Genomic DNA, 23,021 nt, shown 5'->3' with positions numbered 1-23,021 from the left:
TAGGAGTTCGAGTGCGCTGGAGGTCAACGGTCGGCGGCGGCCTCCCCGGCGCCGGCCAGGTAGCCGGCCGCCTGGAGTTCGAACAGCTCCCGGTAGGGCCCGGCCTGCGCCATCAGCGCGTCGTGGTCGCCGTGCTGCACGAGCCGGCCGTGGTCCAGGACGAAGATCTGGTCGGCGTGCCGGACGTTGGCCAACCGGTGGGTGATCAGGACGACGGCCCGGTCCGGACGCCGCCGCAGGTGTTGGAAGAGCGCGTGCTCGGCCCGCGCGTCCAGCGCGGCGGAGGGTTCGTCGCAGATCAGCAGTCGGGCGTCGCGGTAGAGGCCCCGGGCGGCCACCAGTCGCTGCCACTGCCCGCCGGACAGGTCCTGCCCGTCCTTGAACTGCCGGTCCAGCAGCGTGTCGTACCCGAAGGGCAGTTCGCTGATCATGTCGTGCGCGGCGGCCTCCCGGGCGGCGGACTCGACGCTCGGGCCGGGGCCGTCGGCCCGGTCGTGCCGGCCGACCCGGATGTTCTGCCGGGCGGTGAACGGGAACTTCCACCAGTCCTGGCTCATCACCGCCACCTGGGCGGCGACCTGGCGCGGGTCCAGCTCGGCGGCGTCCACCCCGTCCCAGCGGATCGCGCCGCCGGTGGGTCGGTAGAGCCCGGCGATCAGCTTCGCCAGCGTGGTCTTGCCGGACCCGTTCTCCCCCACCAACGCGACCACCTCGCCGCGCCGGATGGTGAGGCTGACCTCGTCGACGGCGGCGCCGTCGGTGTCCGGGTAGCGCAGGCTGACCCGGTCGAGGTCGATGCGCTCGAACCCGTCGACCGCCTGCTGCCCCCCGGTCGGTATCCGCCGCCCGGCCCGGTCGAGGAAGTCCCGGTAGTCCTGGTAGTAGAGGGCGTCCTCGTAGAGCGAGTTGGTGGCGAAGACGGCGGTGCGCAGGCTGCTGCGGGCGGACTGGAGGGCGAGCAGCGCGGTGGCCGCCGCGGCCAGCGCCACCACGCCGGTGAGCAGCAGCCCGCCGAGCACCGCGTAGACGGCGAACGCGGCGACGCCGGTCACCGACAGGCCCATCGCGCGGGTGACGGTCTGCGAGCGGGCTAGCCGCAGCTGGGCCTGGGTCTCCACGGTCATCATCCGGTGGTATTCGGCGAGCAGGAAGTCGCGCATCTGGTAGGCCCGGATCTCGGCGGCGGTGTGCCGGTCGGCCATCAGCCGGGCCAGCATGAACATCCGGCGACGCCGGGTGATCCAGGCCAGGATCGCGAGGTACTGCCGGCGGGCCAGCTTGACCGCGGTGACCGCCTCGGGCACCGCGGCGAGCAGCAGGCAGGGCAACAGCACCGGCTGGATGACGGTGACCGCGGCGGCGGTGGCCAGCACGCCCACCACCCCGGTCACCAGGTTGACCGTGTGGTCCACGATCGACGCCGCCTCGGCCATGCCCCGGTCGCGGGCGCGGTCCATCTCCTCGGCGAAGCCCGCGTCGTCGAAGGCGGCCAGCTCGACGGCGGTGGTCGCCTCGAAGAGCCGCAGCTCCACCTGGTAGTTGATCTGCGGGATGAGCCGGGCCTGGGCCCAGCCCGCGGCCACGGTCAACGCGCCCCGGCCGGTCACGGCGGCGGCCGCGAGCAGGAGCGCCGGCAGGGCCGCGCGGATCCGGTCGGGCGTGGGGCCGGCGGCGAAGAGCTGCCGCAGCACGCCGGTGGTGGCGAGCAGGCCGCACGTGGTGAGCACGCCGGCGGCGATGTTGAGCCCGATCGAGGCGGCGGTGTCCCGGCGGCTGGTCGCCCAGGCGAGGCCGACGGCCTCGCGGACGAGCGCGGGCAGCCGGCGGGCCACCGCCCAGAAGCTGGTGTGCGCGAACTCGGTGGCCCGGTTCATCCAGTGCCCGTCGGCCAGCTCCGGCAGCGGAGACTCCCCGGCCGCCGCGTCCTCCGCCGGCGCGTCCCCGTCGGACGGGGGCCGGGGGCCGATCACCGTTGCCATACACGCCTCCTCCGCACGGCCAGCCAGAGGGAGCTTACGGTGAGCTACCGCTCGATGTCTCCCCGTGTTCGGCGTGTCGAACAGGTGTCGCAACGGTGTGTCCCACCCCGCCCGGCGTGAGCCCACAGGGTGGGCGATGTCGCGTCGCGTCGCGCGTACCGGCCCCGGGTGGCAGGCTGGTGGGGTCGCGGGCGCGGGCCCGCCGACCGCCCCGTCGCGAAGGAGAAGATCGACCCGATGGCTGTGGACGTCACCACCACGGACGAATGGCAGGCGCTGCGCAAGCACGCCGAGGCGATGCGCGGCACGCACCTGCGCGACCTCTTCGCCGCCGACGGGCAGCGGGGCGAACGGCTCACCGGTGAGGTCGCCGACCTGCACGTGGACTACAGCAAGAACCTGGTCACCGACGAGACGGTCGCGTTGCTCGGCGCGCTCGCCGAGCGGGTCGGCCTGGCCGACAAGATCGCGGCCATGTTCGCCGGGCGGCACATCAACGTCACCGAGGACCGGGCCGTGCTGCACACCGCGCTGCGCCTGCCCCGCGACGCCTCGCTCACCGTGGACGGCCAGGACGTCGTCGCCGACGTGCACGCCGTGCTGGACCGGATGTCCGCCTTCGCGCAGCGGGTGCGCTCCGGCTCGTGGCGCGGCCACACCGGCGAGCGGATCACCACCGTGGTGAACATCGGCATCGGTGGGTCTGACCTGGGCCCGGTGATGGCGTACGAGGCGCTCAAGGCGTACCGGGACGCGGGGATCAGCTGCCGGTTCGTGTCCAACATCGACCCGACCGACATCCACGACAAGACCGCCGACCTGGACCCCGCGACCACCCTGTTCGTGGTGGTGTCGAAGACGTTCTCGACCCAGGAGACGCTGGCCAACGCCGACCAGGCGCGCCGCTGGCTGCTCGCCGGGCTGGACGCCGACGACGACGCGGTGGCCCGGCACTTCGTCGCGGTGAGCACCAACGAGCAGCGGGTCCGCGACTTCGGCATCGACCCGGAGAACATGTTCGGCTTCTGGGACTGGGTGGGCGGGCGCTACTCGCTGCCCTCGGCGGTCGGCCTGTCGGTGATGCTGGCGATCGGGCCGGACCGGTTCCGGGAGATGCTGGCCGGCTACCACGCGGTCGACGAGCACTTCCGGTCTGCCCCGGTCGAGCGCAACGTGCCGGCGCTGCTCGGGCTGCTCAACGTCTGGTACACCGACTTCCTCGGCGCGGAGACCCACGCCGTGCTGCCGTACGCGCAGTACCTGCACCGGTTCCCGGCGTACCTGCAGCAGCTCACCATGGAGAGCAACGGCAAGTCGGTACGCGTCGACGGCTCCCCGGTCACCTACCCGACCGGGGAGATCTTCTGGGGTGAGCCCGGGACCAACGGGCAGCACGCGTTCTACCAGCTCATCCACCAGGGCACCCGGTTGATCCCGGCGGACTTCATCGCGTTCAGCCGGCCCAACCACGACCTGGGCGACATGCACGACCTGTTCATGTCGAACTTCTTCGCCCAGACCGCCGCGCTGGCCTTCGGGCGGACCCGCGAGCAGGTGGAGGCGGAGGGCACCGCGCCCGAGGTGGTGCCGCACCGGGTGATGGCGGGCAACCACCCGACCACCTCGATCCTGGCGCCGAAGCTCACCCCGGCGACGCTGGGCCAGCTGATCGCGCTCTACGAGCACATCGTCTTCACCGAGGCCGCGGTCTGGGACATCAACGCCTTCGACCAGTGGGGCGTGGAGTTGGGCAAGGTCATGGCCAACCAGCTCGCGCCGAAGCTGACCGGCCCCGACCCGGACCTGGCCGACGTGGACACCTCCACCGCCGAACTGATCCGCCGCTACCGCGCCGAACGCGGCCGGAACTGACCCGACCGACGGCGCCCGGGCGGTCTTCCGCCCGGGCGCCGTCGTGACCTGCGGGTACGCACGACCCCGTCATGGTTGCAAGGACATCGTCGGGTGCCCATTCCCCGACAGTGGACACAATTCCGCCGCGCCCGCCTTGACCCGCCCGGCGGGGCGCCGCAACCATGGACGAGCCGACATCGATTCGCATTCCGACGTCGGCGCGGCGGGCCACCCCTCCGGTGGCCGCCGTCGACCACGGGGACCCAACGGGGAATGGTTTCCGCACGTCGTGCGCCCGATGATGGCGCGCGCCGGCGGATCCGACGGCCGATCCGGACGGCATCCAGGCGCTGATCGCGCCCATTTCCCGAATTGCGATCCGTTGTGGAGACGGCATTTCCCCGCCGCCATTCACCAACGGATCACATCGGGGGAAGTCGTGGATCAGATCCTGTACTGGAACGAGGTCGCCCTGGAGGCGAACCGGGTCACCCACACCACGGGTGACGCCGGCGAGGCGCGGTCCCAGGGCCCGGTGGGCAGCGCCCGCGCGCTGGCCGTGGCGCACCTGGCCATGCACGACGCGCTCGTCGGGCTCACCGGCGCGTACGAGCCGTGGTTGGGTGACCGGCTGCCGCAGCCGCCGGCCGGGGCCGACCCGGACGCCGCCGTCGCCGCCGCGGCCCGGACCGCGCTGGCCGCCCTCCACCCGGCGCAGCGGGGGTTCCTGGAGGCACGTCACCTCGCCGCCGGGCTGGTCGCCGGCAAGCACGACGCGGCCGGGCACGACTACGGCCGGCGGGTCGCCGAGGAGGTGCTGCGCCGGCGCGCCGCCGACCCCGGCCTCGACGACGACGGGTACGTGCCGTCGCTCGCCCGGCAGCGCCACCGCGTCGACCCGGACAACCCGGGCCAGGGCTTCCACGCCCCCTTCTACGGCGCCCGGTCACGCTGCTTCGCGGTCACCACCCGCCACGAGCTCGACGAGCCGCCGCGGCCGGGCGACCGGGCGTACGAGCGGGCGCTGCGCCAGGTGCGCGGCAAGGGCATCGCCCCGCACCTGGCCGGCACGCTGCCGGAGCGGCTGCCGCGGCGCACGGCCGCCGAGACCGCCGTCGGGCTGTTCTGGGCGTACGACGGCGCGCGCGGGATCGGCACCCCGCCCCGGCTCTACAACCAGATCGTCCGGGCCGTGGCCCGGGCGCGGGGCAACGACGTGACCGCCAACGCGAGGCTCTTCGCGCTGGTCAACGTGGCCATGGCCGACGCCGGCATCCTCTGCTGGACGGAGAAGTATCGCCACGACCTGTGGCGCCCGGTGGTCGGCATCCGGGAGCACGACGGCGCGCTGGGCCCGACCGGCGCCGGCGACGCGGCGCTCGACGGGGCCGCCGACATCGGCTGGCTGCCGCTCGGCGCGCCGCACACCAACAGCGTCGGGCAGAAGAACCGGACGCCGAACTTCCCGGCGTACCCCTCCGGTCACGCCAGCTTCGGGGCCGCCGCGTTGCAGTCGGTCCGGCGCTTCTACGGCCAGGGCGACCACGGCCCGGACGACCTGGCCGACGGGCTGGAGTTCGTCTCCGACGAGCTGAACGGGGTCAGCGTGGACAACACCGGCACGGTCCGGCCGCGCTGGGCGCGCCGGTTCCCCGACGGCCTGTGGCAGATGATCGAGGAGAACGGCCTGAGCCGGGTCTACCTGGGTGTGCACTGGTCGTTCGACGCGTTCGCGCTGGACGACGACGGGCGGGTCGACCTCGGCCGCAACGTCGGCGGGGTGCGCCTCGGCCTGGAGGTCGCCGACGACATCGCCGCGCACGGGCTGCGCGCCGACGCCGCCGCCGGGCCGGTCGAGTCCTGAGCCGGAGCGACCCGAACCCGGGCGTCGCCGCTCGCGCGGGCCGCCGCTCGGACGGTCGTCGTGCCGCGCGCCACGGGGGTGTGCGCGGCACGACGACGCCGGGTCAGGGGCGCAGGAGGTCGGCGTGGGCGGCGCGGAGCCGGGCCAGCGCCGGATCGCCGGCCGGCGCCCGCCGCTCCAGCTCGGCCCAGGCCTCGGCGAGCGCGTCGGTCAGCGCGCGCAGCTCGGCGGCGTGCCGCCGGCCGGACTGCCGGTGCAGCTCCTCCAGGCGGCGGGCCCATCCGGCGCTGACGGCGGTGACCCGGTCGGCGTCGGCGCGGGCCTGCGCCGCGGTGCGGGCCGCCGGCGCGGGCACGATCGCGGCGATCGGACGCGGGTCGCCGTCGCGGGTGACCACGGTGACGGTGTCGGTCAGCTCGGCGAGCGAGACGAGTTGGGTGAGCCGGGTGCGGACCTCGCGCAGCGGCAGGGCGCGCGGCTGGGGAGACCGGTCGGCCAGTGCGGGGACAGCCATGGACACATGTTGACGTCCGGGTACGACAAGAACTCGCGTCAGGCCGTCCACTCCGGTGCCAGCACCGACCAGACCTCCATGTCGGCCCGCCCCTCCGGCACCGGCGCGGCGCCCCGGAGCACCCCGTCGCGGCGCATGCCGAGCCGGCGGGCCACGGCGATGCTGCGCTCGTTGCCGGCCCGGGTCACCCACTCGACCCGGTGGATGCCGCGCTCCCGGACCGCCCAGTCGATGACGACCCGGGCGGCCCGGGTGACCAGACCCTGCCCCTCGGCGGCCGGCTCCAGCCAGCAGCCGGCCTCGCACACCCCGCGCACGGTGCTCAGCGACACCAGCAGCACTCCCCCGACGAGGGTGCCGCGCTGCCAGATGCCCCAGATGCCGCCGTCGTCGCGGGCCCAGCGGTCGGCGTACGCCTGGAGGACCGTGCGGGCCGACGCGGCGTCGGTGGCGACGAAGGACGCGCCGACCCAGGGCGCGATGTGCTCGCGGCAGCGGTCGAGGTTGGCGAGGAACTCGTCGGCGTGCCAGGGCTGCAACGGGCGCAGCTCGGCGTCGTCGGTCAGGGCGAGCGCGAACATCCGTGCAACCTACCGGCCGGACCGGCCGGCGCGCGCCCGGATTCCGCCGGTCACTGTCGCATCTCGTACGCGCCGGCCAGGTCGACCACCCGCTGCCACACCCGGGCCGTGCGGTCGGCGTCGACCACCGGCCGGCGGACGTGGGCGAGCGCCCAGGCGGCCTGCTCGTCGGTGGTGGCCGCCTTGCCGTGCAGCTCGGTGGCGTACCCGGAGAAGTCCCGGACCAGCAGGTCGAAGATCTCGTCGCGCAGGGCCGCGTCGAGGCCGGTCAGCTCGGCCTGCTCCAGGATCAGCTGGCCGTAGACGACGAGCGCGAAGAGCTGGCCGATGGTGAGCAGGAAGTCCAGGTCACGCTGCTGCGTCTCGTCCGGCGCGTGGGCGGCGAGCAACGCGACCAGCCCGTCGGCCTGCTCCCGGAAGCGGGCCACGTTGGGCAGGTGGGCGTGCGCGTCGTACGCGGCCCGCCAGTCGTGGAAGCGGATCGCGCCGAGCCCCCGGGCCGGGCCCTGGCGGAACAGGAACTCGTCGTCGGCCGCGTCCCGCCGGGTCGGCACCGCCGGGTGCGGCTGCGGCCGGAACAGGTAGTTCGGCATGAACTTGAGGATCAGGGCCAGGTTGACGTGCACCGTGCCCTCCAGCTTCGGCAGGCCGCGGATGTCCTTGGCGGCCTTGTCGAAGTAGGTGTCGGCCTCGAAGCCCTTCGCGGCGATCACGTCCCAGAGCAGGTCGATCACCTTCTCGCCCTCGGTGGTGACCTTCATCTTGGTCATCGGGTTGAACAGCAGGTAGCGACGGTCGTCCGGGCCGGCCGAGCGGAAGTAGTCCACCGCCCGGTCGCTGAACAGCTTCATCGCCACCAGGCGGGCGTACGCGTCGGTCAGCTCGCGGCGCACGTGCGGGAAGTCGGTGACCCGCCGGCCGTAGAGCACGCGGCCGTGGGCGTGGGTGACCGCCTCGTACATGGCGTGCTCGCAGATGCCGATGGACGCGGTGCAGAGGTTGAACTTGCCGATGTTCACCGTGTTCAGCGCGGCGTCGAACGCGGCCGGGCCGGTGTGCAGCACGTCCCGCTCCCGCACCGGGTAGTCCTCCAGCCGGAACTCGGAGACGTACATCTGGGCGTTGACCACGTTGCGGACCAGCCGGTACGCCGGGTGCCGGCTGTCGGCGGCGAAGAACACGTACCCCTCCGGGCCCTCGACGTCGGCGCGCCGGCCGAAGACCGAGACCAGGCCGGCGACGTTGCCGTTGCCGATGTAGTACTTGCCGCCGGTGGCCCGGAAACCGCCCTCGCCGTCGGGGGTGAGCAGCATGTCGGTGGCGTAGATGTCGGCGCCGTGTGAGCGCTCGGAGAGCGCGAAGGCCATCACGTGGCCCTGGTCGAGCAGGTCGGCGGCGTGGGCCCGGGCGGCGGCGTTGCCGCTCTGCCACACCGGCCCGAGGCCGAGCACGGTGACCTGCCAGGTGTACCAGTAGCCGAGGCCGTAGAAGCCGAGGATCTCGCTGAGTGCCGCGTTGCGGGCGGTGTCCCAGCGCTTGTCCTTGTCGTCGCCGCCGTCGGCGGACGGGGTGAGGAAGGTGGCGAAGAGACCTTCCCGGGCGGCGAAGGCGAGGAAGTCGGCGTACCACTCGTGCGTGTTGTAGCTGTCGACCAGGGCGCGCTTGCCCCGGGTCTCGAACCAGTCGACGGTGGCGCGCAGCAGCCGGCGCGAGGTCTCGTCGAGGTCGGCGGGGTCGTAGTGGTGCGGGTGGAACAGCAGCGGGTCGCTCACGCGGGTGGCCTTTCCGGGTCGGGGTCGAGGGCGCGGAGGGTGGCCAGGACGTCGTCCAGCCAGGCCAGCACCATCCGCTCGTACGCGATGCCGCCGCGCAGCACGACGTGCTGCAGCGCCGCCCGGGCGTCGGGTGCGACGGCGCCCGGGAAGTCGCGGCGTTCGCCGGCCACATAGCCGGCGAGGACGGTCGCGTGGTCGGCGCGGTAGCGCTCGACCTCGGCGACCAGGGTGGCGCGCCCGGCGGCGTCGTCGAACGCGGCGCCGCGGATCTTGACGGCCAGCTCGTGCCGGACCGCCTCCGGTCGCACCGGGGCGTGCAACCAGCCGAGCAGCGCGGCCCGGCCGGTCGGGGTGACCGACCAGACCTTCTTGTCCGGCAGGCCCTCCTGACCGACCTCCTCGCCGGTGATCCGGTCGTCCTCGGCCATCTGCTTGAGCACGCGGTAGATCTGCTGGTGGGTGGCGGTCCAGAAGCGGCCGATCGAGCGGTCGAAGCGCCGGGCCAGCTCGTAGCCGGAGGCCGGCCGCTCCAGCAGCGAGACGAGGATGGCGTGCTCCAGCGACATGCCGGCCATCATGCTATGCACTTTGTTGCATAGCAAGTCCCTCAGGTCCGGTCGGGTGAGGCGCGGTGCGTGAGGGTGGTCATAACGGCTGGACGGCCGGCACGGACCTGCTGCTAGCCTTCCGGGCAGGTCATGAGCGCCAGCGTCAAGCCCCGGCTCGCTGGCCGGCAACCCTCCTCCACGGTGGGGTGCTCCGGGTGAGGACCAGGCGCCGGCAGCCGTCGGCGCAAGCGTGGCCTGGCACCCAGGTCAGCCCGACCGACCAGGGAGACCGATGTTCGCACCACCCTCCACCCGCACCGGCGACACCGCCGCGCACCCGGCCGGCGTCGCGCTGGTCAAGCGTCGCCACGTCGACCTGATGCGGGTGTGCAGCGACGCCTGTCGCGACGCGCGCTGAGCGAGCGCTTCCCCCTTCCCCGATCCACCCTTCCCGGCCCCGCCGTGCCCGGCGGCGCCGGCACCGGCACGCCCCCGCGTGTCCGTCCACTCTGGAGAGACATCGTGCGTATCCGTACCGTCCTGACCCGCGCCGCCGTCGTCGGCGCCGCCGCCGTGCTCGCCGCGACCGCGCTGACCGCGTGCGGCGGGAACGACTCCACCGACGGGGCCGCCAACCCGTACGGCCTGCTCCAGCCCGGGGTGATCCGGGCCGGCACGCTCACCGACGCGCCGCCGAACGTCTACCTGAAGGACGGGAAGTTCACCGGCTTCGACAACGACCTGCTCACCGCCGTCGCCGGCAAGGTCGGCCTGAAGGTCGAGTTCGTCGGCACCGACTTCTCCGCCCTGCTGTCCCAGGTCAACAACCGCAAGTTCGACGTCGGCAGCTCCTCGATCACCGTCACCGAGGCGCGGAAGAAGACCGTCGACTTCGGCAACGGCTACGACTTCGGCTACTTCGGCCTGGACGTGCCGGCCGGCTCCCCGATCACCGGGTTCGACCAGCTCGCCGGCAAGCGGGTCGTGGTCGTCCAGGGCACCGTGCAGGACGACTTCGCCACCCGGGAGAAGCTGGACCCGGTGCGGGTGCCCGACTACAACGGTGCGGTCAACCAGCTCAAGGCCGGCACCGCCGACGCCTGGATCGCGCCCGCCGAGATCGGTGACAAGTCCGCCGCGGACAGCAACGGCAAGATCACGGTCGCGGCGAAGCAGCTCAGCCCGGCCCCGACCGCGTACGCCGTGGCCAAGGGCAACGACAAGCTGCGCGAGGCGCTGGACAAGGGGCTCGACGAGGTGATCGCCGACGGCACCTGGAGCCGCCTGCAGGCGCAGTACTACCCGGGCCGGCCGATCCCGGCCGACTTCACGCCCGGCAGCGGCTCGGTCCCGGTGCCGTCGCCGTCGGCCGCCTCCTGAGCGGACGACCGGATTCGAGCGGAGCGGACGGAGGAACGATGGATCCACTGAGCACCCTCTGGGAGACCTTCTTCGACGGTGACTCGATGCGCGAGGCGCTGCCCGAGATGCTGACCGTCGGGCTGCCCAACACGCTGATCCTGGCGGTCTCCGCCGCCCTGCTCGGTTCGGTGCTGGGCATGCTGCTGGCCGTCGCGGGCATCTCGCGTACCCGGTGGTTGCGGTGGCCGGCCCGGGTCTACACCGACGTGTTCCGCGGCCTGCCGGCCGCGGCGACCATCCTGCTCATCGGCGTCGGCCTGGCGCCGCTGGGCATGGAGGTGTGGGGACCGAACCCCTACCCGCTGGGCGTGCTGGCGCTGTCCCTGATCGCCGCCGCCTACCTGGGCGAGATCTTCCGAGCCGGCATCCTGAGCGTGGAGGCGGCCCAGTTGGAGGGCGCTCGGGCGCTCGGCTTCTCCTGGGCCGAGTCGATGCGGCTGGTGGTCATCCCGCAGGGTGTCCGCCGGGTGCTGCCCGCCTGGGTCAACCAGCTGATCGCGTTGATCAAGGACTCCAGCCTGGTCTACTTCCTCGGCCTGCTGGCCAGCCAGCGCGAGCTGTTCCGGATCGGCCAGGACTACGCCGCGAACACCGGCAACCAGTCCGCGCTGCTGCTTGCCGGCCTGTTCTACCTGTTCCTGACCGTGCCCCTGACGCACGCGGTCAACTGGCTGGACCGGCGGCTGCGGCAGGGCCGCCCGGCCGCGCCGCCCGAGCCCGAGCCCGACCTGACGCCGGCCGGCGTCAGCCCGACCGGAGGGAAACCACGATGACCACCGGCACCGTCACCTCGGTCAGCCTCACCGTGCGCGACGTGCACCTGGCCTTCGGCGCGCACCGGGTGCTGCGCGGCGCGGACCTGGACGTGGCCCGCGGCGGCACGGCCTGCGTGATCGGACCGTCCGGCTCCGGCAAGTCCACGCTGCTGCGCACGATCAACCGGCTGATCGAGCCGGACCGGGGCGACGTCCTGCTGGACGGACGCAGCGTGCTGGGCGACGACCCGGACGCGTTGCGGCAGCGGATCGGCATGGTGTTCCAGCAGTTCAACCTCTTCCCGCACCTGAGCGTGCTGCACAACGTCACGCTCGCGCTGCGCAGGCTGAAGAAGCTCGACGAGGACGAGGCGGTGGCGCTCGCCCGCGCCCAGCTCGACCTGGTCGGGCTGGCCGCGAAGGCCGACTCCCGGCCGGCGCAGCTCTCCGGCGGCCAGCAGCAGCGCGTCGCCATCGCCCGGGCGCTCGCGCTGCGCCCGCAGGTGATGCTCTTCGACGAGGCCACCTCGGCGCTGGACCCGGAGCTGGTCAAGGGCGTGCTCGCGGTGATGGCGGACCTCGCCGCCGCCGGCATGACGATGGTGGTGGTCACGCACGAGATGGGCTTCGCCCGCACCGTGGCCGACACGGTCTCGTTCATGGACGCCGGCGTGGTGCTGGAGGCCGGGCCGCCGGCCGCCGTGTTCGAGGCGCCCGAGCACCCGCGGCTGCGGCGGTTCCTGTCCCAGGTGCTGTGAGCGCAGGCGTCAGCCCTTGACCGCGCCGATCAGCACGCCCTTGACGAAGTGCCGCTGGACGAACGGGTAGACCGCGACGATCGGCGCGACGGTCAGCACCACCACCGCCATCTTGATCGCCTCGGTCGGTGGCATGGTCACCCCGGTGGTGCCGCCCGAGGTGTGCGGCGCCTGCCCGGCCAGCAGGTAGCTCTGCAACACTCGCTGAATCGGGTACATGTCGTTGCGGTCGATGAACAGCAACGCGTCGAACCACACGTTCCAGTAACTGACCGCGTAGAAGAGGCCGACCACGGCGATCACCGCGCGGGACAGCGGCAGCACGATCCGCCCGAGGGTACGGAAGTCGCTCGCGCCGTCGATGCGGGCGCTGTCCAGCAGCTCCTGCGGGATGCCCTGGAAGAACCCACGCACCACGACGAGGTTGAACACGCTGATCGCCGGCGGCAGGACCAGCGCCCAGACGGTGTCCTTCAGGCCCAGCCCGGTGACCACCAGGTAGCGCGGCACCAGCGGCGGGTAGACCAGGAACGGGATCAGGAAGTACGCGAGCAGCCAGCGGTGGCCCAGCGAGCCCGGCCGGGACAGCCCGTACGCGGCCAGCACGGTGACGGTCAGCGCGATCCCCGTGCCGAGCACGGTGACCAGCGTGCTGATCCACAGCGCCCGGGTGACCGCGCCGCCGGCCAGGATGGTCCGGTAGGCCGAAATGTCGATGCCCTTCGGCACGACCACCAGGCCACCGGCGGCGGCGATCGTCTCGCGGGAGGAGAGGCTGGTCACCAGGATCACCCAGAGCGGAAAGAGCACCCCGGCCACCAGCAGGGTGAGCAGGCCGGCCTTGAGCGCCTGGCCGACCGGGTTCGGTCGTTCCTCCCACACCGGGCGGCGGGGTCGCGTGCCGGTCGGCCGGCGGCTGGTCGCGGTCATGACTTCGCGTAGATCCCTCGTTCGCCGAGCAGGTGCGCCACCCGGTTCGCGGCGAGGATCAGCACGAGGCCGACGACGGCCTTGAACAGCCCGGCCGCCGCGCCGTAGCCGTAGTTTCCGGTGGCGATGGAGAAGTGGTAGACGAAGGTGTCGAGCACCTCGGCGGCCTGCCGGCCGACCGCGTCGCGTTGCAGCAGGAACTGCTCGAAGCCGACCGAGAGCGCGTCGCCGAGACGCAGGATGAGCAGCAGCACGATCACCGGGCGCAGGCCGGGCAGCGTGATGTGCCACAGCCGTCGCCACCGCCCGGCGCCGTCCGCGGCGGCCGCCTCGTAGAGGTTCTGGTCGATGGTGGACAGGGCGGCCAGGAAGACGATGGTGCCCCAGCCCACGTCCTTCCACACCGCCTCGGCGGTGACCAGGACGATGAACGTGTCCGGATTCGTCATCACGTTCCACGGCTGCATGCCGGCGTCGCGCATGGTCTGCGCCAGCAGTCCCGCGCCGCCGAACATGGCCACGAAGAAGGTGACCACCAGCACCCAGCTGAAGAAGTGCGGTAGGTAGACGACCGTCTGGACGAGCCCGCGCAGCCGGCTGGAGAGCAGGTTGTGCAGCATGACCGCCAGCACGATCGGCAGCGGGAAGAAGAACACCAACTGGAACGCGGTGATGGCGAGGGTGTTGCGGAACGCGTCCCAGAACGCCGGGTCGTCGAAGAGGAGCTGGAACTGGCCGAAGCCGATCCAGTTGCTGTGCGTGAACGCCTGCCACGGGTTGTCGCCCAGGTAGGGGTTGTAGTCCTGGAACGCGATGACGTTGCCGGCGATCGGCAGGTAGCTGAAGACCAGCAGGATGCCGAAACCGGGTGCCACCATCGCCAGTAGTTGCCAGTCGCGGCGCAGCCGGGTGCCCAGCGGCACGCGGCGACGGCGGGGCGCACGGGCCGGTGGGGCCGGGGCGTCGGGTCGGGTCCGCTCGGGCCCGACCACGACGGCCGGCTCGCTCACCTGGCCGCCTTCGGCAGCGAGTCGGCGAGCAGCTTGCGGGCTTCCTCCCCGCCGCCCGCCTTCCACTCGGCGACGATGGCGTCCACGTCGCTCATCGGACGCCGGCCGCGCAGGAGGTCGGTGAACTTGTCCTCCGTCGGCACCTGGTTGGCCTTGTAGGCGGCCGGCATCTCCAGCTTCACCCCGTCCCAGGGGTCCTTCTCCAGGAACCTGACCATCTGGTTGGAGTAGGTCAGCACGTCCGGGACGTAGCGGGGGGTGTCCGGGAACGGCCCGATGGTGGGGTTGCGACCACTGATGAAGAAGTACTGGTTGGCGATCTCCTTGAACGCCAGGTCGGTCTTCACCGGCCCGTTCGGCGACCTGGTGTGGTGCCGGCCCTCGACGCCGAAGTCGCGCAGCTGGGCCTCCTGGCTGCCCAGCGGCGCGGAGCACCAGTTGATGATCCGCAGCAGCTCCTGGACCCGGTCCTTGCCGAGGCCCTTCCGGACGAAGGTGTAGGAGATCGGCTTGTCCGCCCGCCAGACCAGCGGGTCGCCGCCGGTGGCGGAGAAGACCGGCACCGCCTGGATGTTCAACGTGGGATTGGTCTTCTGGTGCTCGGCCTGGGCGCCCTGCCACATGCCCATGCCGTCCTGCTTGAACACGATGGCGCCGTTCTTGGCGAACAGTTGCTTGGCGTCCGCGCCCCGGCTGGCCACGACGTCCGGGTGGACCAGGCCGTCGGAGTAAATCCTGGCCATCACTTCGAGAGCCTGGCGGAACTCCGGCGTCTCGTACTTGAACTCCGGCGTCCCGTCGGAGCGCAGCCGCCAGCCCTGCTTGGAGGCGGGAACCCGGTGGAACATCTGGATCATGGCGAAGACGTCGTCGAACGCCCACACCTTGCGGGCCGGGTCGGTGACCTGCTTGGCGACGGTGAGCAGGTCGTCGAGGTTCGACGGCACGGCCAGGCCGCGCGCGTCGAGCAGGTCCTTGCGGGTGAACAGCACCCACGGGAACGGCGAGTCGGTGGGGTTGGGCACGGACACCAGCCGCTCGTTCCAGACCGCCTCGCGCCAGGCGCCGGTCGGAAAGCTGGCCAGCATCGGGTACGCGTCGACGGCGTCGCCCCTGAGGTGGTCGGTGAGGTCCTCGAAGAGCACCTTGATCGCCTCGGCGAAGCGCGGGATCTTCTCCACCTCCCACCCCGGTACGCAGAGCAGCTCCGGCACGTCCCGTGCGCTGAGCATGGCGTTGAGCTTGTCGGCGTAGGTGACGCCGTCCTGGATGGTGAAGGTCACCGGCGTGCCCAGTTCGGCGTTGACGGCCTGGAGGTAGGCGCTCTGGGCGATGCCGGGCGGCGCCGCCCCCCAGGCGGGCGTCATCGCGGTGACCTGCTTGCCGCTGGTGCCCGGCTTGCCGCTGACGGCGTCGACCAGGGTGGCCGGATAGCTGGTGTAACCGTCGGCCACCGGCCGGGTCCCGACGATGTCGGGCTTGACGCCGCCGGTCAGGTCCTTGTGCGTCGGCAACAGGTCGGAGACGGCGTCGAGCTGCTGGGCGCCGCCGGAACCGGCCGGCTTCTCGGAGCAGCCGGCGAGCAGCGGGCCGGCGGTGGTCGCGGCCACGCCGAGGCCCATCAGGCCGAGGAAGCGGCGACGGGAGGAGCCCGGGTCGGGGTGGGTCATCGGTCCCCCTTCGGAAAGGGTCCACGGGACATTAGTTCGTATGGATTATCAACAAACTAATATCGACCGTGGTCTCGCACAAGGGCGGACCTTGACGGCGGGTCAGGCCAGGCAGCGATCGGAGAGCGCGTAGCGGGTGAGCACCACGTCGCCGATCTGGCGGACCTCGACGACCCGGGCGCGGCGGCCCGGGTGCCACGGGAACCGGCCGTCCCCGACGAAGCGGGGCGCCCGCCGGTCCCCCACGAAGAACGGCGCGACCACCAGGTGCAGCTCGTCGGCCAGCCCGGCGGTGAGGAACTGGCAGTGCACCGAGCCGCCGCCCTCGACCATCAGCCGGCTCACCCCACGCCCGGCCAGGTCGGCGACGACCGCCTCCGGGGTGACCGGCTCCCCGGCGTCGACCACCGTGGCCACCGCGCCGACCTGCTCCCGGGCCTTGTCCACCACGCCGCTCGGGCAGTAGACGAGCTTCGTGCCGTCGCCCGCGGTGAAGAACCGGGCCGCCGGATCGAGGTCGCCGCTGCCGGTCACCGTGACCTTCACCGGCGACGGCGCCAACCCCCGCGCCACCCGATCGGCACGCCGGCGCTCACTGCGCACCAGCAACCGCGGGTCGTCCCGGCGGACCGTCGCCGCGCCCACCATGATCGCGTCGCATCCGGCCCGGGTCGCGTCCACCCGGTCCAGGTCGTCGTCGTTGGAGAGCAGCAGCCGCTCGGTCGTCGCGTCGTCGATGTAACCGTCGATCGACATGGCGCAGCTGAGCAGCACGTACGGGCGGCTGGTCACGGCACGAACGGCAGGTCGAGGGCGTGGTCGGCGCGGGTGACCTTGGCCGCCAGGTAGCCGGCGTTCGCCGGGGACAGGTGCACGCCGGTGGTCACCCGGTCGGCCACCCGGACGCCGAGCCGCTCCAACTGGGCCGCCTTGTCCGGATTGTTGCTGAGCAGGGCCACCCGGTCCACCCCCAGCGCGGCGAGCATCTGCGCGGCCACGGTGTAGTCCCGCTCGTCGGCGCCCCGCCCGAGCGCCAGGTTCGCCTCGTACGTGTCGAGGCCGTCGTCCTGCAGCGCGTAGGCGTCGAGCTTGGCGTACAGGCCGATGCCCCGGCCCTCCTGCCGCAGGTAGAGCAGGTAGCCGCCGGCGTCGGCGATCCGCTCCACCGCCTCGCGCAACTGCGGGCCGCAGTCGCAACGCTGGCTGCCGAACACGTCCCCGGTGAGGCACTCGCTGTGCGGACGGACCAACGGCGGCTCGGCGGCCTCGTGGTCGCCGAGCCCGAACGCCAGGTGCTCGCGGCCGTCCACCAGGCCGTGGAAGGTGTGCACCGTGGCGGTGGTCACGTAACCGTCGGGGAACCTGAGCGGGACCGTGACCCGGGTCCGGACCGTCGCGTTGGGCAGGGTTTCGTCCATGGTTCTCCTCCGTCCGGTCGCCGGGCGGACCCGACGACGCACACCTCGCACCCTCACCGTAGGCGGGATCACCGACAGTTGCCGGGCTCCCGGCGCGGCAGGCGGCGCACCAGCAGCACCGCGGCGCCGGGCAGGCTGGCCACCAGGACCAGCGCGCCGTAGACCGTGCCGGTGGCGACGCCCTGCGCGGCGGTCAGCCCGGCCGACGCGAACGCCCACGCGGCCACCCCCTCCCGCGGGCCGAACCCGCCCACGTTCAGCGGCACCGCCATGGCGAGCAGCGCGAGCAGCGTCAGGGGCAGCAGGCGGGACAGCGGGGCGTCCGCGCCGGCCGTGCGGGCGGCCACCACGAAGGTGGCCAGGTGGCCGGCGAACACCACGGTCGAGGCCACCACCACGCCGGCCCAGGTCCGGCGGCCCAGCAGCCCGGAGCGCACGTCGGCGAGCGCGGTCCGCGCCGCCCGGGCCCAGCGGGACGCACCGGAGCGGGGCACCGCGCGGGCGGCCAGCACCAGCGCCAGCGCGACCACGGCCAGGCCGGCGGCCAGCGCCGGCAGGTACGGGCGGACCGGGGACGGAAACGCGGCCAGCAGCCCCACCGCGATGACCACCTGGACCACCTGCCCGGCGGTGCGCTCCCAGACCACCGCCCGTACGCCCCGGGCCACGTCCCCGGCGTCGCGGCCGTGCCGCACCGCCCGGTGCACGTCGCCGAGCACCCCGCCGGGCAGGGTGGAGTTGAGGAAGACCGCCCGGTAGCAGTGCGCCACCGCGGCCCGCATCGGCAGCCGTACGCCCAGCCCGCCGGCGACCAGGGACCAGCGCCAGGCGCAGCAGACCGTGGTGACCACGCCGATGCCGAGCGCGGCGGCGAGCGCCGGCGCGTCGATCAGCCGCAGTCCGGCCAGGAACGGACCGGTGCCCACGGAGGCGACCAGCACCGCCAGCACCGCCAGCCCGGCGAGCGGACGTACCCAGGCCCGGCCCACCCGGGCGAGGCGGGCCCGGGCCCGGCGCGCCCCGACGGGCGCGGGCATGACGGCCGGTACGGACCCGGCGACGGCGACGTGTGACAAGCGGTCCTCCCTCGTTCCCACCGGATGTCACGTGTCGGCGGGCCGTACGGTTCAGCCGGCGAGCAGGTCGGCGTGGTGCAGCACGACCTCCACGCGGCCGGCGGCGGCCTCGTCGAGCCGCCACTTCCTATACGTCGCGGCGGGCCCGGACAGATGCGGTCGTTCCTCCACGGCCGCGTCGACCCAGCCGGCGAGCCACTCGGCGGCCAGCGCGGCCTGCTCCGGGCCGAGCCGCCACGGGGTGGACCGCACCGCGACCTCGACGCCGTGGCGGGCGAACGCGACCACCGTCGCGTCCACCGCGTCCGGCCCGAGCAGCACCCGCCCGTCGACGGTGCGCCGCTGGTGGGCGTTGAACGCGGCGGTCAGCTCGGCGTCCAGCGGGTGCGGCGGGGTGAACTCCGCCCGGCCGAGCACGGTGAGCGCGAACAGCGTGGGGTGCCCGGCGCAGGCCGCCGCCATCCGGTCGATCTCCTCGGCGGTGAGCATGTCCAGCAGCGCCGACGCGGTGACCAGGTGGGCGTCGGCCAGGTCGGCGGCGGTCAACCGGGTGATGTCCGAGCCCCGCGTGGTCACGGTGACCGGGCCGCCGTCGGCGGCGGTCAGCCGCCCGGCGCCGGCCAGCGCCAGCAGGTCGGCGTCGCGTTCGTGCAGCACCCAGTGCTGCGGGCCGGGCAGCCGGGGGGCCAGCCAGCGGGCCATCGAGCCGGTGCCGCTGCCCAGGTCGTGCACGACCAGCGGCCGGTCGGCGGGCAGCCGGTCCCGGACCGCGTCGGCCAGCTCGGTCGAGCGGGCGGCGGCGTCGGCGGGCTCACGCAGCCGCAGCCAGTCCGCGAAGTCGGGCGGGAGTGAGGTGGTCATGCCGCGGTCGCCTCCTTGAGCGCGGTCGCCAGCCGGTCCACGGTGACCGGCCAGCCGGTGAGGGTGTGCCGCCGCTGCCGGGCGGCGCGGCGCAGCCGCTCCCGCAGGGCGGGTTCGGTGAGCCAGCGGCGCAGCGCGTCGGCGGTCGCGCCCGGGTCCTCCGGTGGCACCAGCAGGCCCGGCCGGTCGCCGTCGGGGGCGTGCCCCAGCGTGGCCGGCAGACCGCCGGTGTCGCCGGCCAGCACCGGCACGCCCCGCGCCAGGGCCTCGGTGACCACCATGCCGTACGTCTCCCGCCGCGAGGGCAGGACCAGCAGATCGGCGGCGGCGTACGCGGCGGCCAGCTCGTCGCCGGTACGGGGGCCGGTCAGTCGCACCCGGTCGGCGAGGCCGGTGTCGACCAGCCGCCGACGCATCCGGTCGACGAAACGCGGGTCCCGGTCCAGCGGCCCCACCCAGTCGCACGTCCAGGCCAGGTCCGCGACCCGGGCCAGCGCCGCGGCGAGCACGTCGTGGCCCTTGATCGGGGTGACCGCCGCGACGCAGAGCAGCCGACCGCCGCCGGGCGTGCCGGGGGCGAGCGGCGCCGGGTCGACCCCGGGCTCGGCCACCGCCACCCGGCCGCCGGCGAGCCCGTGGTGGTCGAGCAGCCGCCGCCGGGTCCAGTCGCTGGTGGCGACCACCGCGGTCGCCGCCGCCAGCGCCCGACCCTCGGCCTCGCCCTCGATCGGCAGGTGCACCAGCACCACCAGGCGCAGCCGGGTGGCGTGCGGGGTGAGCACGTCCGGCACGGTCGAGGCGACCAGGCCGTCGAGCAGCACGACCGCGTCGTCAGGCAGCCCGCCGAGCAGCCCGGCCAGCTCGGCCCGCTCGCGCTGCGCCGGGTGCGGCCAGCCACCCGGCACCGGGTGTTCGCGCACGGCCCAGCCGAGCGCGGCCAGTCCCCGGCAGACGTGCCGGTCGTAGGCGTTGCCGCCGCTGGGGTTCGCCGGGTCGTCGATGTCGCCCGGCAGCACCACGTGGACGGCCGTCATCCGGTCACAGCGACCGCTCGTAGCTCGCCCAGGCGACGTGCGACTCGTGCAGGGTGACGGTGATCCCGGCCAGCCCTCGTGCCCCCTCCCCCAGCCGGCCGGCGTGCACCGCGTCGGCGAGCCGGTCGGCCACCGTGCGGGCCAGCACCTCGGTGGTGGTGTTCACCCCGGCGAAGGCCGGCTCGTCGTCGAGGTTGCGGTAGGTCAGCTCGCCGAGCACGGCCCTGAGCTGCTCGGTGGCCAGCCCGATGTCGACCACGATCCCGTCGGCGTCCAGGTCGGGCCGGCGGAACGTGGCGTCGACGACGAACGTCGCGCCGTGCAGCCGCTGGGCCGGGCCGAACACCTCGCCGCGGAAGCTGTGGGCGACCATCATGTGGTCCCGGACGGTCACGCTGAACACGTTCACTCCTCGCCGTAGGTGATGAGATGGCACAGCGCCGGCAGCTCGCCCGAGGCGAGCCGGTCCAGCACGTCGGGCAGGTCGGTGAAGCGGGAACGGCCGGTGAGCAGCGCGTCGAACGCGGGGTCGGCCAGCAGGTCCAGGGCGAGGGCGAGGCGGTCGGCGTAGCTGCGGTCGGCACGCCGGGGCGACACGGTGCCGACCTGGCTGCTGCGGATGCCGAGCCGCCGGGCGTGGAACGCGCCGCCGAGCGCGAGGGTGACGGGCCGGTCGCCGTACCAGCTCAGCTCCAGCACGGTGCCCTCCGGGCGGAGCAGCTCCAGGCCGCGTTGCAACCCGTCGGCGGTGGCGCTGGCGTGCACCACCAGATCGCGCTCGCCGGTCGCGTCGGCGGGCAGGGCGAAGTCGACGCCGAGCGCCGCGGCCACCGCGGCCCGCGCCGGGTCGGCGTCGACCAGCTCCACCCGGACGCCGGGGAAGCGGGCCAGCAGGGCGGCCACGCCGCACCCGACCATGCCACCGCCGATCACGGTGACCCGGTCGCCGACCAGAGGCGCGGCGTCCCAGAGCGCGTTCACCGCGGTCTCGACGGTGCCGGCCAGCACCGCGCGCGCCGCCGGCACCCCGTCCGGCACGACCACCACGGCGTCGGCCGGGACCACGTACGCGCTCTGGTGCGGGTGCAGGCAGAACACGGTACGACCGCGTAGCTCCGCCGGGCCTTCCTCGACCGTGCCCACGCTGAGGTAGCCGTACTTGACCGGCGCGGGAAAGTCGCCCTCCTGGAACGGGGCACGCATGGCGGCGTACTGGTCGACCGGGACCCGACCGCTGAAGACCAGCGTCTCGGTGCCCCGGCTGACGCCGGAGAACCGGGCCCGGACCAGCACCTCGTCGGGTCCGGGCGGGGCGAGCCGGACCGGCCGGATCTCGCCCTGGCCGGGAGCGCGCAGCCAGAAGGCGTGGGCGTCGACCGTCACGAACTCTCCTCTTCCCCGCATTCCGACCGAGTTGTCGATCATAAACACGGAAGCGGGGCGTCCACGGTTCGAACCGCCCGGCCCCGCGACGCTCAGGCGGCGCGCCGCCGGTCGCGGGTCGCCCGGCCGGCGGACCCGTCGTATCCGGCGCGACGGCCGGCGTCCCCGGCCAGCCGCATGGCCTTGTGCGCCGCGGTGAACGGCTCGCAGGGCGCCGGGCGGCCGGCGCAGAGCAGGCTGGTGCAGCGGCCGGCCGGGTCGGGCCGGTGCGCGGCGGCCACGTCGTACGCGGCGCGCCACAGCAGCGGATCGGTGACGCCCTCGGGCAGGGCGGCGTCCTGACTGGACCTGGTCCGGATCGCGTCGGGCACCGGTGTCCCCCTTCCGTCGTGGCTCACCGTCCCAGTGACCGGAGGAGCCGACGTCAAACCTCCCACCTGCGCACATTCTCCGACCAGCGGGATATCTCACGCCCGGTACGCGCGCGTCTCGGCGGCCTTCACCGCCGCCCAGACCGGTTGGCCGGGGCGCAGCCCGAGTTGCGCCGCCGCGGCGGGTGTGACGTCGGCGGCCACCTCGACCGGCCCGGCGAGCTGCACCCGCAGGTTGTCGCCGTGCCGCTGCACCCCGGTCACCGTGGCCGGCCAGACGTTGCGCGGGCTGCCCTCGGGACGCGTCGGGTGCAGCGCGACGGCGGCCGGCGGGAACGCGACGAACGCCTCCCCGTGCACGCTGTCGGCGGTGGTCAGGGCGAGGCCGCCGACGGTGACGCTGCGCCCGTCGGCCCGGCCGCGGTGCAGGTTGAGCCCGACCAGCCGGGCCACGTAGTCGGTGCGCGGCCGGGCCGTGACGGTCGCCGCGTCGCCCTCCTGCACCACCCGGCCGTGCTCGACGATGACCAGCCGGTCGGCCAGCACCAGGGCGTCCAGCGGGTCGTGGGTGACCAGCAGCGTCGCGCCGGGGTGCGCGCCGAGGTGGCGTTGCAGTTCGGCGCGGGTGTCCAGCCGGGTCCGGGCGTCGAGCGCGGCCAGCGGCTCGTCGAGCAGCAGCAGGGTCGGCTCGACGGCGAGCGCGCGGGCCAGCGCCACCCGCTGGGCCTGCCCGCCGGAGAGCTGCCGGGGCCGCCGTCGGGCCTGCTCGCCGAGGCCGACCCGGTCCAGCCAGCCCTGCGCCCGGGCCCGGGCGGCACGCCGGTCGGCGCCCCGACGGCGGGGCCCGAAGGCCACGTTGTCCAGCGCGCTCAGGTGCGGGAAGAGCAGGTAGTCCTGGAACACCACGCCGACCGGCCGCCGCTCCGGCGGCGTCCACACCCGCCGGTCGGGCCGGTCCAGGTCGACGCCGTCGAGGGTGAGGTGCCCGGCGGCGAGCGGGTGCAGCCCGGCCAGCACCCGCAGCGCCGTGGTCTTGCCGGCGCCGTTCGGGCCGAGCAGCGCCACCACCTCCCCGGCGGCGATGCGCAGCCGCACGTCCAGCCCGAACGTGTCCCGCTCGGCGACCAGGTGCGCGTCGAGCAGCACCTCCCCGCTCACCGAGCCCACCCTCTTTCGCGACTGCGGGGCTCGCAACCCCGGCTCACTCCTCGCGCTCAC

The 23,021-nt window shown here is 73.8% G+C and carries 23 protein-coding genes and 1 riboswitch; of the genes, 6 read left to right on the top strand and 17 right to left on the bottom strand.

Annotated features, from left to right (window positions below):
* Nucleotides 1-23: 23 nt before the first annotated feature.
* A complete protein-coding gene (locus GA0070622_RS16095) occupies nucleotides 24-1,979 on the bottom strand; it encodes an ABC transporter ATP-binding protein (protein WP_091574047.1) in 1,956 nt (651 codons plus the stop codon).
* A 237-nt stretch (nucleotides 1,980-2,216) separates the two neighbouring features.
* On the opposite strand from GA0070622_RS16095, the gene pgi reads away from it, so the two are divergent.
* Nucleotides 2,217-3,851, top strand: coding sequence for a glucose-6-phosphate isomerase (gene pgi / locus GA0070622_RS16090; RefSeq protein WP_091577501.1), 1,635 nt, complete (start codon nucleotides 2,217-2,219; stop codon nucleotides 3,849-3,851).
* Between the two features lie 421 nt (nucleotides 3,852-4,272).
* The gene (locus GA0070622_RS16085) at nucleotides 4,273-5,697 is read left to right on the top strand and encodes a vanadium-dependent haloperoxidase (protein ID WP_091574046.1); all 1,425 of its coding nucleotides are present in this window, start codon (nucleotides 4,273-4,275) and stop codon (nucleotides 5,695-5,697) included.
* A gap of 103 nt (nucleotides 5,698-5,800) precedes the next feature.
* On the opposite strand, the gene GA0070622_RS16080 is transcribed toward GA0070622_RS16085, so the two are convergent.
* Genes GA0070622_RS16080 through GA0070622_RS16065 form a run of 4 tightly spaced genes read right to left on the bottom strand, consistent with a single transcriptional unit; the run spans nucleotide 5,801 to nucleotide 9,133 of the window.
* On the bottom strand, nucleotides 5,801-6,211 hold the full coding sequence (locus GA0070622_RS16080) for a hypothetical protein (RefSeq protein WP_091577498.1): 411 nt from the start codon (nucleotides 6,209-6,211) through the stop codon (nucleotides 5,801-5,803).
* 38 nt (nucleotides 6,212-6,249) lie between these two features.
* Nucleotides 6,250-6,792, bottom strand: a complete 543-nt coding sequence (locus GA0070622_RS16075) for a GNAT family N-acetyltransferase (protein WP_091574045.1) — start codon at nucleotides 6,790-6,792, stop codon at nucleotides 6,250-6,252.
* 50 nt (nucleotides 6,793-6,842) lie between these two features.
* Complete coding sequence (locus GA0070622_RS16070) at nucleotides 6,843-8,564, bottom strand: acyl-CoA dehydrogenase family protein (RefSeq protein WP_091574044.1); 1,722 nt, start codon at nucleotides 8,562-8,564, stop codon at nucleotides 6,843-6,845.
* On the bottom strand, nucleotides 8,561-9,133 hold the full coding sequence (locus GA0070622_RS16065) for a PadR family transcriptional regulator (protein WP_091577495.1): 573 nt from the start codon (nucleotides 9,131-9,133) through the stop codon (nucleotides 8,561-8,563). The genes GA0070622_RS16070 and GA0070622_RS16065 overlap by 4 nt, the downstream gene beginning before the upstream one ends.
* A gap of 128 nt (nucleotides 9,134-9,261) precedes the next feature.
* A riboswitch (SAM riboswitch) is annotated at nucleotides 9,262-9,372 on the top strand.
* A 35-nt stretch (nucleotides 9,373-9,407) separates the two neighbouring features.
* Here GA0070622_RS16065 and GA0070622_RS33465 point away from each other — a divergent pair.
* The 4 genes from GA0070622_RS33465 (at nucleotide 9,408) to GA0070622_RS16050 (ending at nucleotide 12,050) form a co-directional block, all read left to right on the top strand.
* Nucleotides 9,408-9,533 carry a hypothetical protein gene (locus GA0070622_RS33465; protein ID WP_256386030.1) on the top strand — a complete coding sequence of 42 codons (126 nt, stop codon included), beginning with the start codon at nucleotides 9,408-9,410 and terminating at the stop codon, nucleotides 9,531-9,533.
* Nucleotides 9,534-9,637: 104 nt separating this feature from the next.
* Nucleotides 9,638-10,495 carry an ABC transporter substrate-binding protein gene (locus GA0070622_RS16060; RefSeq protein ID WP_091574043.1) on the top strand — a complete coding sequence of 286 codons (858 nt, stop codon included), beginning with the start codon at nucleotides 9,638-9,640 and terminating at the stop codon, nucleotides 10,493-10,495.
* A gap of 38 nt (nucleotides 10,496-10,533) precedes the next feature.
* On the top strand, nucleotides 10,534-11,310 hold the full coding sequence (locus tag GA0070622_RS16055; RefSeq protein ID WP_091574042.1) for an amino acid ABC transporter permease: 777 nt from the start codon (nucleotides 10,534-10,536) through the stop codon (nucleotides 11,308-11,310).
* Nucleotides 11,307-12,050, top strand: coding sequence for an amino acid ABC transporter ATP-binding protein (locus GA0070622_RS16050; protein WP_091574041.1), 744 nt, complete (start codon nucleotides 11,307-11,309; stop codon nucleotides 12,048-12,050). The genes GA0070622_RS16055 and GA0070622_RS16050 overlap by 4 nt, the downstream gene beginning before the upstream one ends.
* Nucleotides 12,051-12,059: 9 nt before the next feature.
* Here the strand turns inward: GA0070622_RS16050 and GA0070622_RS16045 are convergent, their stop codons facing one another.
* From GA0070622_RS16045 to GA0070622_RS15990, 12 genes are all read right to left on the bottom strand, one after another.
* Complete coding sequence (locus GA0070622_RS16045; protein WP_091574040.1) at nucleotides 12,060-12,980, bottom strand: carbohydrate ABC transporter permease; 921 nt, start codon at nucleotides 12,978-12,980, stop codon at nucleotides 12,060-12,062.
* Complete coding sequence (locus tag GA0070622_RS16040; protein ID WP_091574039.1) at nucleotides 12,977-13,990, bottom strand: ABC transporter permease; 1,014 nt, start codon at nucleotides 13,988-13,990, stop codon at nucleotides 12,977-12,979. The genes GA0070622_RS16045 and GA0070622_RS16040 overlap by 4 nt, the downstream gene beginning before the upstream one ends.
* On the bottom strand, nucleotides 13,987-15,660 hold the full coding sequence (locus GA0070622_RS16035; RefSeq protein WP_091574038.1) for an extracellular solute-binding protein: 1,674 nt from the start codon (nucleotides 15,658-15,660) through the stop codon (nucleotides 13,987-13,989). Before GA0070622_RS16035 ends, GA0070622_RS16040 begins: the two co-directional genes overlap by 4 nt.
* Nucleotides 15,661-15,762: 102 nt before the next feature.
* Complete coding sequence (locus tag GA0070622_RS16030; protein ID WP_091574037.1) at nucleotides 15,763-16,452, bottom strand: RibD family protein; 690 nt, start codon at nucleotides 16,450-16,452, stop codon at nucleotides 15,763-15,765.
* Nucleotides 16,449-17,078, bottom strand: coding sequence for a GTP cyclohydrolase II (locus tag GA0070622_RS16025; RefSeq protein ID WP_091574036.1), 630 nt, complete (start codon nucleotides 17,076-17,078; stop codon nucleotides 16,449-16,451). The genes GA0070622_RS16030 and GA0070622_RS16025 overlap by 4 nt, the downstream gene beginning before the upstream one ends.
* Before the next feature lie 68 nt (nucleotides 17,079-17,146).
* On the bottom strand, nucleotides 17,147-18,115 hold the full coding sequence (locus GA0070622_RS16020) for a lysylphosphatidylglycerol synthase transmembrane domain-containing protein (protein ID WP_176710551.1): 969 nt from the start codon (nucleotides 18,113-18,115) through the stop codon (nucleotides 17,147-17,149).
* Between the two features lie 90 nt (nucleotides 18,116-18,205).
* Nucleotides 18,206-19,015 carry a small ribosomal subunit Rsm22 family protein gene (locus GA0070622_RS16015; protein ID WP_091574034.1) on the bottom strand — a complete coding sequence of 270 codons (810 nt, stop codon included), beginning with the start codon at nucleotides 19,013-19,015 and terminating at the stop codon, nucleotides 18,206-18,208.
* Nucleotides 19,012-20,049, bottom strand: a complete 1,038-nt coding sequence (locus tag GA0070622_RS16010; RefSeq protein WP_091574033.1) for a glycosyltransferase family 4 protein — start codon at nucleotides 20,047-20,049, stop codon at nucleotides 19,012-19,014. The genes GA0070622_RS16015 and GA0070622_RS16010 overlap by 4 nt, the downstream gene beginning before the upstream one ends.
* Nucleotides 20,050-20,053: 4 nt before the next feature.
* Nucleotides 20,054-20,452 carry a 6-pyruvoyl trahydropterin synthase family protein gene (locus GA0070622_RS16005; protein ID WP_091574032.1) on the bottom strand — a complete coding sequence of 133 codons (399 nt, stop codon included), beginning with the start codon at nucleotides 20,450-20,452 and terminating at the stop codon, nucleotides 20,054-20,056.
* A gap of 2 nt (nucleotides 20,453-20,454) precedes the next feature.
* Nucleotides 20,455-21,474 carry a zinc-dependent alcohol dehydrogenase gene (locus GA0070622_RS16000; RefSeq protein ID WP_425412766.1) on the bottom strand — a complete coding sequence of 340 codons (1,020 nt, stop codon included), beginning with the start codon at nucleotides 21,472-21,474 and terminating at the stop codon, nucleotides 20,455-20,457.
* Nucleotides 21,475-21,524: 50 nt separating this feature from the next.
* Nucleotides 21,525-21,803: a hypothetical protein gene (locus GA0070622_RS15995; protein WP_245666342.1), complete on the bottom strand. Its 279-nt coding sequence runs from the start codon at nucleotides 21,801-21,803 to the stop codon at nucleotides 21,525-21,527.
* 96 nt (nucleotides 21,804-21,899) lie between these two features.
* A complete protein-coding gene (locus GA0070622_RS15990) occupies nucleotides 21,900-22,961 on the bottom strand; it encodes an ABC transporter ATP-binding protein (RefSeq protein WP_091577492.1) in 1,062 nt (353 codons plus the stop codon).
* Between the last annotated feature and the right edge of the window lie 60 nt (nucleotides 22,962-23,021).

Origin of the sequence: Micromonospora sediminicola (genome assembly GCF_900089585.1) — a bacterium.
Lineage (GTDB): Bacteria > Actinomycetota > Actinomycetes > Mycobacteriales > Micromonosporaceae > Micromonospora > Micromonospora sediminicola.
The sequence above is the reverse complement of the archived record's forward strand: the minus strand, read 5'-3'. Positions and strand labels throughout refer to the sequence as shown.

Excerpts from the sequence above, each read along its gene's own strand:
- GA0070622_RS16095 (WP_091574047.1), bottom strand. The coding sequence starts at position 1,979 with ATGGCAACGGTGATCGGCCCCCGGCCCCCGTCCGACGGGGACGCGCCG.
- pgi (WP_091577501.1), top strand. The coding sequence starts at position 2,217 with ATGGCTGTGGACGTCACCACCACGGACGAATGGCAGGCGCTGCGCAAG.
- GA0070622_RS16080 (WP_091577498.1), bottom strand. The coding sequence starts at position 6,211 with ATGGCTGTCCCCGCACTGGCCGACCGGTCTCCCCAGCCGCGCGCCCTG.
- GA0070622_RS16075 (WP_091574045.1), bottom strand. The coding sequence starts at position 6,792 with ATGTTCGCGCTCGCCCTGACCGACGACGCCGAGCTGCGCCCGTTGCAG.
- GA0070622_RS16065 (WP_091577495.1), bottom strand. The coding sequence starts at position 9,133 with ATGTCGCTGGAGCACGCCATCCTCGTCTCGCTGCTGGAGCGGCCGGCC.
- GA0070622_RS33465 (WP_256386030.1), top strand. The coding sequence starts at position 9,408 with ATGTTCGCACCACCCTCCACCCGCACCGGCGACACCGCCGCGCACCCG.
- GA0070622_RS16055 (WP_091574042.1), top strand. The coding sequence starts at position 10,534 with ATGGATCCACTGAGCACCCTCTGGGAGACCTTCTTCGACGGTGACTCG.
- GA0070622_RS16050 (WP_091574041.1), top strand. The coding sequence starts at position 11,307 with ATGACCACCGGCACCGTCACCTCGGTCAGCCTCACCGTGCGCGACGTG.
- GA0070622_RS16045 (WP_091574040.1), bottom strand. The coding sequence starts at position 12,980 with ATGACCGCGACCAGCCGCCGGCCGACCGGCACGCGACCCCGCCGCCCG.
- GA0070622_RS16035 (WP_091574038.1), bottom strand. The coding sequence starts at position 15,660 with ATGACCCACCCCGACCCGGGCTCCTCCCGTCGCCGCTTCCTCGGCCTG.
- GA0070622_RS16025 (WP_091574036.1), bottom strand. The coding sequence starts at position 17,078 with ATGGACGAAACCCTGCCCAACGCGACGGTCCGGACCCGGGTCACGGTC.
- GA0070622_RS16020 (WP_176710551.1), bottom strand. The coding sequence starts at position 18,115 with ATGCCCGCGCCCGTCGGGGCGCGCCGGGCCCGGGCCCGCCTCGCCCGG.
- GA0070622_RS16015 (WP_091574034.1), bottom strand. The coding sequence starts at position 19,015 with ATGACCACCTCACTCCCGCCCGACTTCGCGGACTGGCTGCGGCTGCGT.
- GA0070622_RS16010 (WP_091574033.1), bottom strand. The coding sequence starts at position 20,049 with ATGACGGCCGTCCACGTGGTGCTGCCGGGCGACATCGACGACCCGGCG.
- GA0070622_RS16000 (WP_425412766.1), bottom strand. The coding sequence starts at position 21,474 with ATGATCGACAACTCGGTCGGAATGCGGGGAAGAGGAGAGTTCGTGACG.